Consider the following 13,448-nt stretch of genomic DNA (forward strand, 5'->3'; position numbering starts at 1 on the left):
GTGCGGAGCGGAGCGCCCGTGCGGGGGAGGAAACTCCTGCTGAGGCGGGGCAGGGCACCGAGGCGGCCGCCGGACCGGAGGAGGGTGCCGAGGGGCCGGAGTCCGGCCGGGAGCCGGGGGCCGAGGCGGCGGTGGGGCCCGGGTCCGACGCGGCTCGTGCGGAAGAGCCCGGGGCCCAGGCGCCCGAGCGGCCGGAATCGGAAACGGCCCCGGTCCGGGATGCGGGGGCCGATGAACCGGATGCCGGCGTGGCCGGAGGGCCCGGCGCCGAGCGCGCGCGTGATGACGAGGGCGGGCGTGATGACGACGGCGCGCGTGACGACGAGGGCGGGCCTGTCGACGACGGCGCCCGTGACGACGGGGCCGCGCGTGATGAGGCCGCGCGTGGCGACGAGGGCGGTGACGAACCGCCCGCGCGGCGGCGCAGCGCCGCGGTGATCGCCTCCGTCGCCGCCGCCGTCCTGCTCGTCGGCGGTGGCGGGGCGTACCTCGCCACCAGCGCCTCCGGCGGCTCGGACGGGCGTACGTCGTCCGGGGCGCCCGGTGGGGACGACACGCCTCCGCCGCTGCTCCTCGACGGCTACTCCGGTGGCAACGGCGTGGCTCCCGGTGAGCACAACCCGTACGGCGCCACGTACCGGGCCGACGGCACGCTTCCGCAGGGGCCCGGCTCGGCGGCCGTGTACCGGGCGACGGGCCGGGTCACCCAGGACGAGGTGGCCCGGCTGGCCCGGGCGCTCGGGGTCGACGGGACGCCGGTGGCCGAGGGACAGGTCTGGAAGGTCGGGCCCGACAAGGACGGCCAGGGGCCGAGTCTGCAGGTGAACAGGCAGGCCCCGGGCGCCTGGACGTTCAGCCGGTACGCCCCGGGCACGGACAACTGCCAGAAGCCCACCGTGTGCGCGCAGGACCCGGCGTCCCCGGCCGGCGACCCGGTGAGCGTGGCGGCCGCGATGAAGGCGGCGGCGCCGGTGCTGAAGGCGGCGGGTCAGGATGACGCGAAGCGGGACGCGAGCCAGGTCATGGGCGCGCAGCGGGTGGTGAACGCCGATCCCGTGGTCGGCGGGCTGCCGACGTACGGCTGGACGACCGGGATCGTCGTCGGCGCACAGGGCGAGGTGGTCGGCGGCAGCGGCCAGCTGAAGCCGCCGGTGAAGGGGGACACGTATCCCGTGGTGAGCGCCCAGAAGGCGCTGGAGCTGATGAACGCCCAGCCGCAGGGCGACCCCCGCGTGGGCATCGGCGGCTGCGCCAGCCCCGTCCCGCTGAAGGACCGGCATGAGGAGCCGTGCGGAGCCTCGACCGGATCGCCCGGATCGAGCGGATCGACCGGACCGGGAGCGCCCGGAACGTCGGACGGGACGCCGGCCAAGGAGACGATCACGGTCGACAAGGCGGTGTTCGGGCTGGCGTCGCACACCGTGGACGCGCGGCAGGCGCTGGTGCCGTCCTGGCTGTTCGAGGTACGGGGGGCGGGCGCGCGGGACGCCTTCACGGTGACGTACCCGGCCGTCGACCCGGGGTTCCTCGCCACTCCCACGCCGTTCGAGGAGCCGACCGACCGGCCGAGCCCGCGGCCGAGCGGACCCGGAGACGAGCCGACGCCGGCCCCGCGGAACGTCGAGGTGGAGGGCTACACGGCGGAGGGCGCCGAGCTGACCGTGACGTTCACGGGCGGGGTGTGCGCGACCTACGAGGCGTCGGCGAGTGAGAGCGCGGACAAGGTGACGGTCAAGGTGACCGAGACCCCGTGGCCGGACAAGGTCTGCATCCTGATCGCCAAGCAGTACCAGCAGACCGTGCCGCTGGACGAGCCGCTCGGTGACCGAGAGGTCGTCGGCTCGGACGGCGAGCCGATCCCGCTGCACAAGGACGGGGCCCGGCTCCCGGCACCGCCCTCGCAGACGCGGTAGCCACGCGGGAAAGCCCGAAGGCGGCGGCCCTGTCGGAGGGGGCCGCCGCCTTCGTCATGTCCGTCGCCGGGAAAGCGGCTCAGCTGAAGGAGTCGCCGCAGGCGCAGGAGCCCGTCGCGTTCGGGTTGTCGATCGTGAAGCCCTGCTTCTCGATCGTGTCCACGAAGTCGATGGTGGCGCCGCCCAGGTACGGGGCGCTCATACGGTCGGTGACGACCTTCACCCCGCCGAAGTCCTTCTCCACGTCGCCGTCGAGGGACCGCTCGTCGAAGAAGAGCTGGTAGCGCAGGCCGGAGCAGCCACCGGGCTGGACGGCGACGCGCAGCGCGAGGTCGTCGCGGCCTTCCTGGTCGAGCAGGGCCTTGACCTTGGCCGCGGCGGCGTCGGTCAGGATGATGCCGTCGGTGACGGTGGTGGTCTCGTCCGATACGGACATCTACATCTCTCCCGGGTTGTACGGAGACTGCTTGCCGACGGTTGCAACCGGCGCGGCCGCGGATTCATTCCGGGCCGGGCGCGTGTCTTTCGGTTCCTTCGGTCCTCTTCATGCTCGCACACGCGCCGGGAAGCGGAAAACGGCTCTTGCGGCGAGGTTCGGGCAGTCCTCCGGCGGGGCTCCGATCGTCTTGCGGCGAGAGTCCGCGGGCTGCTCGGGAATGAACGGCGGCTGTCCGGGATTCACGTCACATGGACGCTATGGCCATCGTCAAACTGACGTGAAGCGGTTATGATAGATAGCGTCAAATCGACGAAAAGTCGTTTCGGTGTCCCGCATTGTCCCGCCGGGCCGGTCCTGACCAAGAGACCGGCCCGGCGAGCCGCAGAACAGAAAGGGTGCGTGTCGTGACCACCGCCCAGACCCAGGAGCTCGACGTACAGCCGACGCCCCTCGCCCTGCTGCTCCTCGGCCGTGAGGCCGACCCGAGGAGCGAGCGCGGTGTGGAGTGTCCCGGCGACCTGCCCTCGCCGTCCGACCCGGACCTGGTGGAGCGCGCCCGCAAGGCGAAGGAGAAGCTCGGGAACAAGGTCTTCGTGCTGGGCCACCACTACCAGCGCGACGAGGTCATCCAGTTCGCCGACGTCACGGGCGACTCCTTCAAGCTGGCCCGGGACGCGGCCGCGCGCCCGGAGGCCGAGTACATCGTGTTCTGCGGTGTGCACTTCATGGCGGAGTCCGCGGACATCCTGACGTCCGACGACCAGAAGGTCGTCCTGCCGGACCTGGCCGCCGGCTGCTCGATGGCCGACATGGCGACGGCCGAGCAGGTCGCCGAGTGCTGGGACGTGCTGACCGAGGCCGGCATAGCCGAGCAGGTCGTGCCCGTCTCGTACATGAACTCGTCCGCGGACATCAAGGCGTTCACGGGCAAGCACGGCGGCACGATCTGCACCTCCTCGAACGCGAAGCGGGCCCTGGAGTGGGCCTTCCAGCAGGGCGAGAAGGTCCTGTTCCTGCCGGACCAGCACCTCGGCCGCAACACCGCGGTCCGCGACATGGGCATGTCCCTGGACGACTGCGTGGTCTACAACCCGCACAGGCCGAACGGCGGCCTGACGGCGGACGAGCTGCGCGCCGCGAAGATGATCCTGTGGCGTGGCCACTGCTCGGTGCACGGCCGCTTCAACCTCGACTCGGTGAACGACGTGCGCGAGCGCATCCCCGGCGTGAACGTCCTCGTGCACCCCGAGTGCCGGCACGAGGTCGTCGCCGCCGCGGACTACGTCGGCTCGACGGAGTACATCATCAAGACCCTGGAGGCCGCTCCCGCCGGTTCCAAATGGGCCATCGGCACCGAGCTCAACCTGGTCCGCCGCCTGGCGAACCGCTTCGCGCCCGAGGGCAAGGAGATCGTCTTCCTCGACAGGACGGTCTGCTTCTGCTCGACCATGAACCGCATCGACCTCCCCCACCTGGTCTGGACCCTGGAGTCCCTGGCCGAGGGCACCCTGGTCAACCGCATCGAGGTCGACAAGGAGACGGAGGCCTTCGCGAAGCTGGCCCTGGAGCGGATGCTGGCGCTGCCGTAGCGGCACCGCGTGCGGGCCGGATCCGCAGGGGGACCCGGCCCGCACGGTGTGACACCCCCGCCGGCTCCGGCACCTGCTCATGGGGCAGCGTCTCTCTGCCGGGAGCGGCAGTCCGCCCGTGCCAGGGTCACTCCACCCGTGGGCGTACCAGGCCCGACTCGTACGCGGTCACCACGAGCTGGGCCCGGTCCCGCGCCCCCAGCTTGGCCATGGCCCGGTTGACGTGCGTCTTCACGGTGAGCGGGCTGACCTCCAGCCGCTCGGCGATCTCGTCGTTGGAGTGCCCGCCGGCGACCAGGACCAGCACCTCCCGCTCCCGCACGGTGAGGGAGCCGAGCCGCTCGGAGCGGCCCGGGTCGTGGTCCTCACCGGCCGGGCCGTCCTGGGCGAGGAACCGGGCGATCAGGCCCTTGGTGGCCGCCGGGGACAGCAGCGCCTCCCCGCCGGCCGCGATCCGGATGGCGCTGAGCAGTTCGTCGGGCTCGGAGCCCTTGCCGAGGAACCCGGAGGCGCCCGCGCGCAGCGACTGCACGACGTAGTCGTCGACCTCGAACGTCGTCAGGATGACCACCCGGACGTGCGCGAGGTCCGGGTCGGCGCTGATCAGGCGGGTGGCCGCGAGACCGTCGGTGCCGGGCATGCGGATGTCCATCAGGACGACGTCGGCGCGCTCCTGTCTGGCCAGCCGGACCGCCTCCGCGCCGTCAGACGCCTCGCCCACCACCTCCATGTCGGGCTCGGAGTCGACGAGCACCCGGAAGGCGCTGCGGAGCAGCGCCTGGTCATCGGCGAGCAGGACGCGGATCGTCATGCGGGGTCCTCCCGGTCCTTCGGGGCCTGGGTGCGGGGCTTGACCGGCAGAATCGCATGGACGCGGAAACCGCCTCCGTAACGGGGACCGGTGGTGAGGGTGCCGCGCAGCGCGGTGACGCGCTCGCGCATGCCGAGCAGTCCGTGGCCGCCGCCGGAAGAGGGGTCGTGGTCCTCGCCGGAGCCGTCGTCGAGCACGGTGATCTCGATGTTCGGTCCCACCCGGACGACGCTGACCTCGGCCTTGGCCTCGGTGCCGGCGTGCTTCTGCACGTTGGTAAGGGCCTCCTGGATGATGCGGTAGGCGGCCAGGTCGACGGCGGCGGGCAGGGCGGTGCCCTGGTCGGCGCGGGCCACCTCGACGTGCAGGCCGGCGCTGCGGAAGGTGCCGACGAGTTCGTCGAGGCGGTCCAGGCCGGGGGCCGGTTCGGTCGGGGCCTCCGGGTCGCCGGACTGGCGCAGCAGCCCGACGGTGGCGCGCAGTTCGTTGAGCGCGGAGCGGCTGGCCTCACGGACGTGCGCGAGGGCTTCCTTGGCCTGGTCGGGCCGCTTGTCCATGACGTGTGCGGCGACTCCGGCCTGGACGTTGACGAGCGCGATGTGGTGGGCGACGACGTCGTGCAGGTCACGGGCGATGCGCAGCCGTTCCTCGGCGACGCGGCGGCGGGCCTCCTCCTCCCGGGTGCGCTCGGCACGCTCGGCACGCTCGCGGATGGCCTGGACGACGGCACGGCGGCTGCGGACGGCGTCACCGGCGGTCGCGCCGATACCGGTCCACGCGAAGATGGCGAGGTTCTCCTGGGCGTACCACGGCAGAGGGCCGGCGATCATGGCGGCGCCGGTCAGGACGGTCATGGTGAGCAGGCCGATGCGCCACGTCGTGGGGCGGTCGGTGGTCGAGGCGACGGTGTAGAGCGCGATGACCGCGGACATGGCGACGGGGGCGCGGGGGTCGCCGGTGACGGACTCCACCACGGAGACGGTGCCGGTGAGGGCGAGGACCGTCCGCGGGGCGCGGCGGCGGAAGACCAGGGCGGCGGCGCCGAGGGCGATGAGGAGCAGGCTGAGCGCGTCGGGGGTGCGCAGTCCCCAGGTGACGCCGTCCGGGCCGTGCGGGTCCACGAAGGAGCCGGCGACCATGCAGGCCAGGACGGCCGCGGCCAGGGCCGCGTCCACGGCCAGGGGGTGCGCCTTGGCCTGGCATCGGGCCCGCTGCAGGGTGCTCACGGCTGTTACGGTAGCTGGGCGGGGCGCGGCCGCGTATGGCCCGGGCGTGGCGTCCCGCGGCCCGGGGCCGCGCCACCGGACCCCCGCGACGGGAAGGCTAGGTGCCCGGAATCAGCCCGTCCTCGCCCAGCAGTTCCCGTACCTCCTCCAGGGTCGCGTCCGGAGACGGCAGGATCAGCTCGGACGGCTCAAGGGAGTCGTCCGGCAGCGGCTCGCCCAGTTCGTGGACCTTGGACAGCAGGGCCTGAAGGGTGCGGCGGAAGCCGGGGCCGTCGCCGTTCTCCATCTCGGCCAGGAGCTCGTCGTCCAGCTTGTTCAGCTCGGCGAGGTGGTGGTCGGCCAGCACCACCTGCCCCTCCCCCATGATCCGTACGATCATGTCGCCCTCCTCGGCGTGGGTCCCGGCCGTGACATGCCTACTGCTTGTCGAAGCGCGGGGTGTCCTGCGGCTGCTGCTGGGACTGCGACTGGCTCGTGCCGCCTTCGATGGCCTGCTGTCCGCCGGTCGAGCCGCCGGCCAGCTCCGCCTTCATGCGCTGCAGCTCCAGCTCTACATCCGTACCACCGGAGAGCCGGTCCAGCTCGGCCTGGATGTCGTCCTTGTGCATGCCGGACTGGTCGTCCAGGGCACCGGAGGCGAGGAGCTCGTCGATCGCGCCGGCGCGGGCCTGGAGCTGGGCCGTCTTGTCCTCGGCCCGCTGGATCGCGAGGCCGACGTCGCCCATCTCCTCCGAGATGCCGGAGAAGGCCTCGCCGATACGGGTCTGGGCCTGGGCCGCCGTGTACGTCGCCTTGATGGTCTCCTTCTTCGTACGGAAGGCGTCGACCTTGGCCTGGAGCCGCTGGGCCGCGAGAGTGAGCTTCTCCTCCTCGCCCTGAAGCGTCGCGTGCTGCGTCTCCAGGTCCGTCACCTGCTGCTGGAGCGCGGCACGGCGGGAGAGCGCCTCGCGGGCGAGGTCCTCCCTGCCCAGCGCGAGGGCCTTGCGGCCCTGGTCCTCCAGCTTCGTGGACTGCTGCTGGAGCTGGTTCAGCTGGAGCTCCAGGCGCTTGCGGGAGGTGGCCACGTCCGCGACACCGCGGCGGACCTTCTGGAGCAGTTCGAGCTGCTTCTGGTACGAGTAATCGAGGGTCTCGCGCGGGTCCTCGGCCCGGTCAAGGGCCTTGTTCGCCTTCGCGCGGAAGATCATCCCCATACGCTTCATGACACCGCTCATGGGCTTCGCGCGCCCCCTTCTGACCGACTCCGGCTCCAGCTCTGCGACAGAACCCACAGTACGGGCCCTGCTTCCATTACCGCACTGTTCGGGGACGGATGCGCTCATCCCCAAGGACGACTGTGTACGCTCCCCCTCCGGCGTAGGGAGTAGGTGGTTCCCGGGTCGACCGGAGTCGTACGCAACGTCCCGTCTGTCCCCTTACAGACGACTGGTGTTGCCGGATCGTTCCCCACGGGGCTGGGGTCCATGCCCGGGAAGCCCTTACCCTTGGGTTTTGTGTTCCGTAGCCGTGCCAAGGAAGAGAAGGCCCAGGCCGCCGACAAGGCGCCGGTGACCGACTCCAGTCAGCCCCGTCACCCCGAGGCCCCCAAGGGCCGTCCCACGCCCAAGCGCAGCCAGGCCCAGTCGCAGCGCCGCAGCGTGGCCAACACGTCGATGACGCGCAAGGAGGCCGCCAAGCGCCAGCGCGAGGAGCGCCGTGCCGCGCTGGAGCGGCAGCGCCAGGCGCTGGCCAGCGGCGACGAGCGGTACCTGCCGGCCCGCGACAAGGGCCCGGTGCGCCGCTTCGCGCGCGACTTCGTCGACTCGCGGTTCAACATCGCGGAGTTCTTCCTGCCGATGGCCGTGGTCATCCTCGTGCTGAGCATGGTGCGGGTGACCGCGCTGCAGAACATCGCGCTGCTGCTGTGGCTCGTGGTGATCGTGCTGATCGTGCTCGACTCGTTCGTCACCGGCTTCCGCCTCAAGAAGCGGCTGAACGAGCGATTCCCCGACGACAACAAGCGCGGGGCGGTCGCCTACGCGCTGATGCGCTCGCTCCAGATGCGCCGGCTCCGGCTGCCCAAGCCGCAGGTCAAGCGCGGAGAGCGGCCCTGAGCACGACGCCGTTCGCCGGGGGCGCGGCGCAGGCCCGGCTGGACGGGCCGGGCGGTCTGCGGGACGTCGTACGGCAGGAGCTGGTGGCCCGCCAGTTGGACGAGCAGATAGCCGGGCGGTTCCCGGTCGGGCAGCGGCTGCGGGTGCTCGACGTGGGGATGGGCCAAGGGGCGCAGGCGCTGCGCCTGGCCCGGCTCGGGCATCAGGTCACCGGGCTGGAGCAGGACCCGAGCGTGATCGCCGCGGCCCGTGAGGCGCTCGCCGGGGAACCGGAGGGCATCCGGGAGCGGATGCGGATCATCGAGGGCGACGGCCGGGACACCGGTGTGCACTTCCTGCCCGGCAGCTTCGACGTGGTGCTGTGCCACGGCGTGCTGATGTACGTCGAGGAGCCGGACCCGCTGCTGGCCGGGCTGGCGCGGATGCTGGCGCCCGGCGGGCTGCTGTCGCTGCTGGTCCGCAACGGCGACGCGCTCGCGATGCGGCCCGGGCTGTCCGGCGACTGGGCCGGGGCGCTGGCCGCCTTCGACACCACCGCCCACCTCCCCCATGCCCGCACGGACGCGATCGGGGGGATCACCAGCCGGCTGGGGCTCGACGTACGGGCCGACCGGCTGGGCGCGCTGACGTCGACGCTGGCGGGGATCGGCGCGCCGCTGCACACGTGGTACGGCGTGCGGGTCTTCACGGACACGGCGGCGGACGGCGCCGAGGGCCCGGCCGACCTGGAGACGCTGCTCGCGGTCGAGGAGAAGGCCGGGCGGACGGATCCGTACCGCGGGGTGGCGGCGTTGCTGCACCTGTGCGGCGTGCGGGGCTGAGCCGCCCCGACGGCCGGGCGGGTGGGGGCCGGCCGGCCCCCACCCCGGGCTCAGGCCTCGTCGGCGTGCAGGCTCATGGGCCCGTAGATCTCCGTGGTGTCCTCGAACAGTCGTACCTGGTCGGTGCCGCCCTCCAGCAGGTCCTTCCAGTTCTCCCCGATCCAGGACTCGGCGTCCCCCTGCGTGGGGAACTCCTCCGGCGGCACCGCGGGCTGGACCTCCGTCCCGTCGGCCTTCTCGAACCGCCACGTCCATGCCGCCATGTACGCCTCCCATGGGTGTGAGCACACTGCACAGCGCGAGCCGGATCTTGGTCCGGCTCCGTCCCGAAGCCTATGCGCTCGGCCGGGCGCGCCGTGAGGGGACGGGGCGTGATCGATCGTGCGCGGGCCGTACGGGCCGCCGGCGCACGGGCGGAGCCGGCCTCGGTACGGCCCGCGCCCCTCGACGGGGGTCTCCGTCACGCGCGACCCACGGTGACGGGTGAGAATCGGGCTGTGGAACTGACTTTGCTCGGCACCGGCGCCCCCGCGGGACTCCCCCGCCCCGACTGTCCCTGCGCGGCCTGCGCCGCGGCCCTCGGCACGGACGCGCGGGCGGCCACCGCGCTGCTCGTGGACGGGGCGCTGCTGCTGGACCTGACGCCGGGCGCCGCGCTGGCGGCCGCGCGCGCGGGCCACTCACTGGGCGGCGTACGGCAGGTGCTGCTGTCGCATCCGCACGAGGGGCCCGCGGTCGAGGTGCCGGCCGGTGTGCCGCAGCCCGGCCGGGTGCCGGACGGGCGGGAGTTGGCGCTGCTGACGGGTCATCGGGTGCGGGCGGTGGCGCTGGACGCGCCGGGCACGGGGTACGCGGTGACCGGCCCGGACGGGCAGCGGCTGCTGTATCTGCCGCCGGGCGGGGCGCCGGCGGGGCTGGAGGAGCCGGCCGAGTCGTACGACATGGTCCTCGCGGACGTCGTGGGGCGGCCGGACGCGCTGGCCAAGCTGCGTGCGGTGGGCGCGGTGGGGCCGACGACGGATGTCGTCGCGGTGCACCTGGACCACGACGTACCGCCCGGGCCGGAGCTGCGGCGGCGGCTCGCGGCGGCGGGGGCGCGGGCCGTGCCGGACGGGGCGACGTTGCAGGTGGGCGCGTACGAGGACGTCCCCGACGTGCCGCGCCGGACGCTGGTGCTGGGCGGGGCGCGGTCCGGCAAGTCGGTGGAGGCCGAGCGGCGCCTGGAGTCCTTCCCGGACGTGCTGTACGTGGCCACGGGCGGGTCGCGCAACGGGGACACCGAGTGGGCGGCGCGGGTCTCCGCGCACCGGGAGCGGCGGCCGGGGTCCTGGCAGACCGTCGAGACGTGTGATCTGGTGCCGCTGCTGAAGGACGACGGGCCGCCGCTGCTGATCGACTGTCTGTCGCTGTGGCTGACGGACGCGATGGACGCGGCGGGGGCGTGGGACGACGCGGAGTGGGCCGGCGGCGGTGAGCGGGTGCTGCGGGAGCGGGTGCGTGAGTTGACGGAGGCGGTGCGGGCGACGCGACGGACGGTGGTCGCCGTGTCCAACGAGGTGGGCTCGGGCATCGTGCCGGCCACCGCGTCAGGGCGGCGGTACCGGGACGAACTGGGGCGGCTGAACACGGCGTTCGCGGACGAGTGCGAGCATGTGCTGCTGGTGGTAGCGGGCCAGGCGGTGGCGCTGCGGGGGTGACGGCCCCGTGACGGCTCCGATGACGGCCGTCGTGGGTGACGGCCCCGTGCTTGGCCTTCGTCGGTGACGGCCCCATGTGTTCGCCTCACTGCGGGGGCTTGCGCGCGATGATCCGGTACGTGTTCGCGCAGCGCGTGTGCCGCAGCAGCGGCGCCAGGGCGTGGTCGGTCACCGCCGCCGCGGCCACCAGGACACTGCCCGCCCGCGACAGGACCGTCCGCAGACGCTGTTGCAGCAAGGTCGGCGGAATCGCGCGCCAGGGGGTGTCCGGGGCGGGCAGGGCGTGGGAGAGGGCCAGGGCGGTGGCGCCGGCCAGGTCGTGGGGGACGTGCGGGGAGTGGTGGTCGACGGTGACGATCGCGCAGCCGCGCGCCTGGAGTTCGGCGCTGAGGTTGCGGGCGGGCATCAGGTGCAGGTGGCGGGGCTGGTCGTAGGGGAGCCACCAGCGGCCGAGCAGCCCGGCGAGGAGGCTCCCCGGGTCCAGGCCCTCGACCAGCAGGTGGCCGCCGGGCCGCAGGACGTCGAGGGCGGCGGCCAGTTCCGCGCGGGGGTCCTGGGTGCGTTCCAGGTGGTGGAACATGCTGACCACGTCGTAGCGGGCGCGCAGCCGGGCCGTGATCCGCGGGTCCGTCAGGTGCCCGACGTGCGCCTCCTCGACACGGCCCGCGGCCCGGGCGTGTTCGACGCGCGGGGTGGCGTCCAGCCCGTCGAAGGAGGTGTACGGGAAGACCTGCTGGGCCGTCGCCGGGAAGCGGCCGTGACCGGTGCCCACGTCCAGCCAGCTCTCCGGTTCGCCGAAGGGCAGCATCGCCCGGGCGGCGGAGCGCCGCCGGCGGGGGCTGCCGCGCAGGGTGAGGAGCCGTTCGGTGGCCGGGTCGCCGGGCTCGCCGCGCACGGTCCGCAGGTAGAGGGCCAGGCCCTCGGCCGTCAGGCGGGGGTTCTGGAAGGTGTGGCCGCAGTCCTGGCACGCGTCGACAGTGAAGGTGCCCGGTTTGAACCGCCGCAGATCCCCGCTGCGCAGCCGCGTGTGCAGCCGCGCGGAGCCGCACCAGGGGCAGTCCGCACGGCGCGGCTCGTGCACGCGGGTGGTGGGGTGCGGGACGGCGGGTGCGTCGGGAGCGATGGAGCCGGTGGAGCCGGTGGGTGCGGGCGGTTCCGTGGACGCGGAGGATCTGGTGGGTTCGGAGGGTCGGGCGGGGGCGGACATGTGCGGCTCCCGGAGAGGACGTACGGCGGGACGGAGGGCGGGGCGGAGCGGACAGCCGGGCGGGCATACGACAATCCTGAGCAAAACGTTACGTATGGGACGGCTATCTTCGGCGCACCCGCGGTGGGACGGCGTGGTGGCGATCTGGGGCCGTTCTGTTCGACCGGTGCCGGTACTGTTCGGCGAATGAGCTCGCTTAATCTCGACGACTTCACCGATCTGATCGAGCGTCCGGACGGCGGGGTGCGCCGTGACGCGGAGGCGCGCCGGGAACGTCAGATCGTGCCGCCCGGAGCGCTGGGCCGCCTCGACGACCTGGGTGAGTGGCTGGCCGCGGCGCAGTCCGCCGTGCCGGTGCGGCCGATCGAACGGCCGCGGGTGGTGCTCTTCGCCGGTGACCACGGGATCGCCGAGCTGGGTGTCTCGGCGCGTCCGGCGGGCAGCGCCGCGGAGTTGGCGCGGGAGGTGCTGGAGGGCGGCCGTCCCGTGTCGGTGCTCGCCCGGCGGCAGGGCGTGCCGGTGCGGGTCGTCGACATGGCGCTGGACTGCGACCCGGACACGCTGCCGGAGGACGTCGTGCGGCACCGGGTGCGGCGCGGCAGCGGGCGGATCGACGTCGAGGACGCGCTGACTCCCGAGGAGGCCGAGGCCGCCTTCCGGGCCGGGGTCGCGGTGGCCGACGAGGAGGCCGACTCGGGTACGGATCTGGTGGTGCTCGGCGATGTGAGCGTGGGCGGCACCACGGCGGCCGGTGTGCTGGTCGCGGCGCTGTGCGGGACGGACGCCTCCGTCGTCACCGGGCGCGGTGGGCTCGCGATCGACGACCTGGCCTGGATGCGCAAGTGCGCGGCGATCCGGGACGCGCTGCGGCGGGCCCGGCCGGTGCTCGGGGACCAGTTGCAGCTGCTGGCTACGGTGGGCGGCGCCGACCTCGCGGCGATGACCGGGTTCCTGCTGCAGAGCGCGGTGCGCAAGATGCCGGTCGTGCTGGACGGTGTGGTGACGGCCGCGTGCGCGCTGGTCGGGCAGCGGATCGCGTTCCGGGCGCCGGACTGGTGGCTGGCCGCGCACGACAGCGGGGAGCCCGGGCAGGCCAAGGCGCTGGACCGGATGGCCCTGGAGCCGCTGCTCTCCCAGGGCGTCACGGTCGGCGAGGGCGCGGGGGGCCTGCTGGCACTGCCTCTGGTCCAGGCCGCCGCCGCGCTGGCCGCCGAACTGCCGGAGAGGCCGAAGGAGTCCGAGCACACCGAACTCGCCGCTCTCGCCGAGCACGTCGAGCAGGCGGAGTAGGCCGAGGGCGCCGAGCACGCCGAGCAGACCGAGTGCGCCGGACAGCCGGAAAGGTCCGCCGAGACCGCCACGGGACCGGGCGAGACCACCGGAATGACGGGGCGAGACCGTCGCGGGCCCCGCAGCGGCTGCCGGACCTCGCAGGACCTCCCGAAGGACCCGAAGAGACCGCCGCGGAACCCGCAGAAGCCACCGGGCCCCGCACGACCTCCCGAAGGACCCGAAGAGACCATCGCGGAACCCGCAGAAGCCACCGGGCCCCGCACGACCTCCCGAAGGACCCGAAGAGACCATCGCGGAACCCGCAGAAGCCACCGGGCCCCGCACGACCTCCCGAAGGACCCGAAGAGACCATCGCGGAA

13 protein-coding genes are annotated in these 13,448 nt (G+C 73.4%); 6 read left to right on the plus strand and 7 right to left on the minus strand.

Features of this window, described 5'->3' with window-relative positions:
- The first annotated feature begins 131 nt into the window (after positions 1-131).
- Entirely contained in the window at positions 132-1,913 is a 1,782-nt protein-coding gene (locus ACFPZJ_RS25035) for a hypothetical protein (RefSeq protein WP_381025792.1), read from the plus strand.
- A 79-nt stretch (positions 1,914-1,992) separates the two neighbouring features.
- Here the strand turns inward: ACFPZJ_RS25035 and ACFPZJ_RS25040 are convergent, their stop codons facing one another.
- Positions 1,993-2,349 carry an iron-sulfur cluster assembly accessory protein gene (locus ACFPZJ_RS25040; RefSeq protein ID WP_028422454.1) on the minus strand — a complete coding sequence of 119 codons (357 nt, stop codon included), beginning with the start codon at positions 2,347-2,349 and terminating at the stop codon, positions 1,993-1,995.
- Between the two features lie 407 nt (positions 2,350-2,756).
- Between ACFPZJ_RS25040 and nadA the strand changes: the two genes are divergently transcribed.
- Positions 2,757-3,941, plus strand: a complete 1,185-nt coding sequence (nadA, locus tag ACFPZJ_RS25045; RefSeq protein ID WP_381025713.1) for a quinolinate synthase NadA — start codon at positions 2,757-2,759, stop codon at positions 3,939-3,941.
- A gap of 127 nt (positions 3,942-4,068) precedes the next feature.
- Here the strand turns inward: nadA and ACFPZJ_RS25050 are convergent, their stop codons facing one another.
- The 4 genes from ACFPZJ_RS25050 to ACFPZJ_RS25065 all read right to left on the minus strand — a co-directional run bounded on the left by ACFPZJ_RS25050 (position 4,069) and on the right by ACFPZJ_RS25065 (position 7,165).
- The gene (locus ACFPZJ_RS25050; protein ID WP_381025716.1) at positions 4,069-4,752 is read right to left on the minus strand and encodes a response regulator; all 684 of its coding nucleotides are present in this window, start codon (positions 4,750-4,752) and stop codon (positions 4,069-4,071) included.
- Entirely contained in the window at positions 4,749-5,978 is a 1,230-nt protein-coding gene (locus ACFPZJ_RS25055; protein ID WP_381025719.1) for a sensor histidine kinase, read from the minus strand. Before ACFPZJ_RS25055 ends, ACFPZJ_RS25050 begins: the two co-directional genes overlap by 4 nt.
- A 97-nt stretch (positions 5,979-6,075) precedes the next feature.
- Positions 6,076-6,357: a PspA-associated protein PspAA gene (gene pspAA / locus ACFPZJ_RS25060; RefSeq protein ID WP_381025721.1), complete on the minus strand. Its 282-nt coding sequence runs from the start codon at positions 6,355-6,357 to the stop codon at positions 6,076-6,078.
- A gap of 37 nt (positions 6,358-6,394) precedes the next feature.
- Positions 6,395-7,165, minus strand: coding sequence for a PspA/IM30 family protein (locus tag ACFPZJ_RS25065; RefSeq protein WP_381025794.1), 771 nt, complete (start codon positions 7,163-7,165; stop codon positions 6,395-6,397).
- A gap of 306 nt (positions 7,166-7,471) precedes the next feature.
- On the opposite strand from ACFPZJ_RS25065, the gene ACFPZJ_RS25070 reads away from it, so the two are divergent.
- Both ACFPZJ_RS25070 and ACFPZJ_RS25075 read left to right on the plus strand, forming a co-directional pair.
- Complete coding sequence (locus ACFPZJ_RS25070) at positions 7,472-8,071, plus strand: DUF3043 domain-containing protein (protein WP_381025724.1); 600 nt, start codon at positions 7,472-7,474, stop codon at positions 8,069-8,071.
- Between the two features lie 83 nt (positions 8,072-8,154).
- On the plus strand, positions 8,155-8,892 hold the full coding sequence (locus tag ACFPZJ_RS25075) for a class I SAM-dependent methyltransferase (RefSeq protein WP_381025727.1): 738 nt from the start codon (positions 8,155-8,157) through the stop codon (positions 8,890-8,892).
- A gap of 50 nt (positions 8,893-8,942) precedes the next feature.
- On the opposite strand, the gene ACFPZJ_RS25080 is transcribed toward ACFPZJ_RS25075, so the two are convergent.
- A complete protein-coding gene (locus ACFPZJ_RS25080) occupies positions 8,943-9,155 on the minus strand; it encodes a hypothetical protein (RefSeq protein WP_381025730.1) in 213 nt (70 codons plus the stop codon).
- Between the two features lie 234 nt (positions 9,156-9,389).
- On the opposite strand from ACFPZJ_RS25080, the gene ACFPZJ_RS25085 reads away from it, so the two are divergent.
- Complete coding sequence (locus ACFPZJ_RS25085; protein ID WP_381025732.1) at positions 9,390-10,589, plus strand: bifunctional adenosylcobinamide kinase/adenosylcobinamide-phosphate guanylyltransferase; 1,200 nt, start codon at positions 9,390-9,392, stop codon at positions 10,587-10,589.
- Positions 10,590-10,674: 85 nt separating this feature from the next.
- On the opposite strand, the gene ACFPZJ_RS25090 is transcribed toward ACFPZJ_RS25085, so the two are convergent.
- Entirely contained in the window at positions 10,675-11,796 is a 1,122-nt protein-coding gene (locus ACFPZJ_RS25090; RefSeq protein ID WP_381025735.1) for a class I SAM-dependent methyltransferase, read from the minus strand.
- A gap of 186 nt (positions 11,797-11,982) precedes the next feature.
- Here ACFPZJ_RS25090 and cobT point away from each other — a divergent pair, with 186 nt between their 5' ends.
- A complete protein-coding gene (gene cobT, locus ACFPZJ_RS25095; RefSeq protein ID WP_381025739.1) occupies positions 11,983-13,086 on the plus strand; it encodes a nicotinate-nucleotide--dimethylbenzimidazole phosphoribosyltransferase in 1,104 nt (367 codons plus the stop codon).
- Positions 13,087-13,448 lie beyond the last annotated feature (362 nt).

This window comes from Streptomyces bullii, from assembly GCF_042657145.1.
Lineage (GTDB): Bacteria > Actinomycetota > Actinomycetes > Streptomycetales > Streptomycetaceae > Streptomyces > Streptomyces bullii.

Excerpts from the sequence above, each read along its gene's own strand:
- ACFPZJ_RS25040 (WP_028422454.1), bottom strand. The coding sequence starts at position 2,349 with ATGTCCGTATCGGACGAGACCACCACCGTCACCGACGGCATCATCCTG.
- ACFPZJ_RS25050 (WP_381025716.1), bottom strand. The coding sequence starts at position 4,752 with ATGACGATCCGCGTCCTGCTCGCCGATGACCAGGCGCTGCTCCGCAGC.
- pspAA (WP_381025721.1), bottom strand. The coding sequence starts at position 6,357 with ATGATCGTACGGATCATGGGGGAGGGGCAGGTGGTGCTGGCCGACCAC.
- ACFPZJ_RS25065 (WP_381025794.1), bottom strand. The coding sequence starts at position 7,165 with ATGATCTTCCGCGCGAAGGCGAACAAGGCCCTTGACCGGGCCGAGGAC.
- ACFPZJ_RS25080 (WP_381025730.1), bottom strand. The coding sequence starts at position 9,155 with ATGGCGGCATGGACGTGGCGGTTCGAGAAGGCCGACGGGACGGAGGTC.
- ACFPZJ_RS25090 (WP_381025735.1), bottom strand. The coding sequence starts at position 11,796 with ATGTCCGCCCCCGCCCGACCCTCCGAACCCACCAGATCCTCCGCGTCC.
- cobT (WP_381025739.1), top strand. The coding sequence starts at position 11,983 with ATGAGCTCGCTTAATCTCGACGACTTCACCGATCTGATCGAGCGTCCG.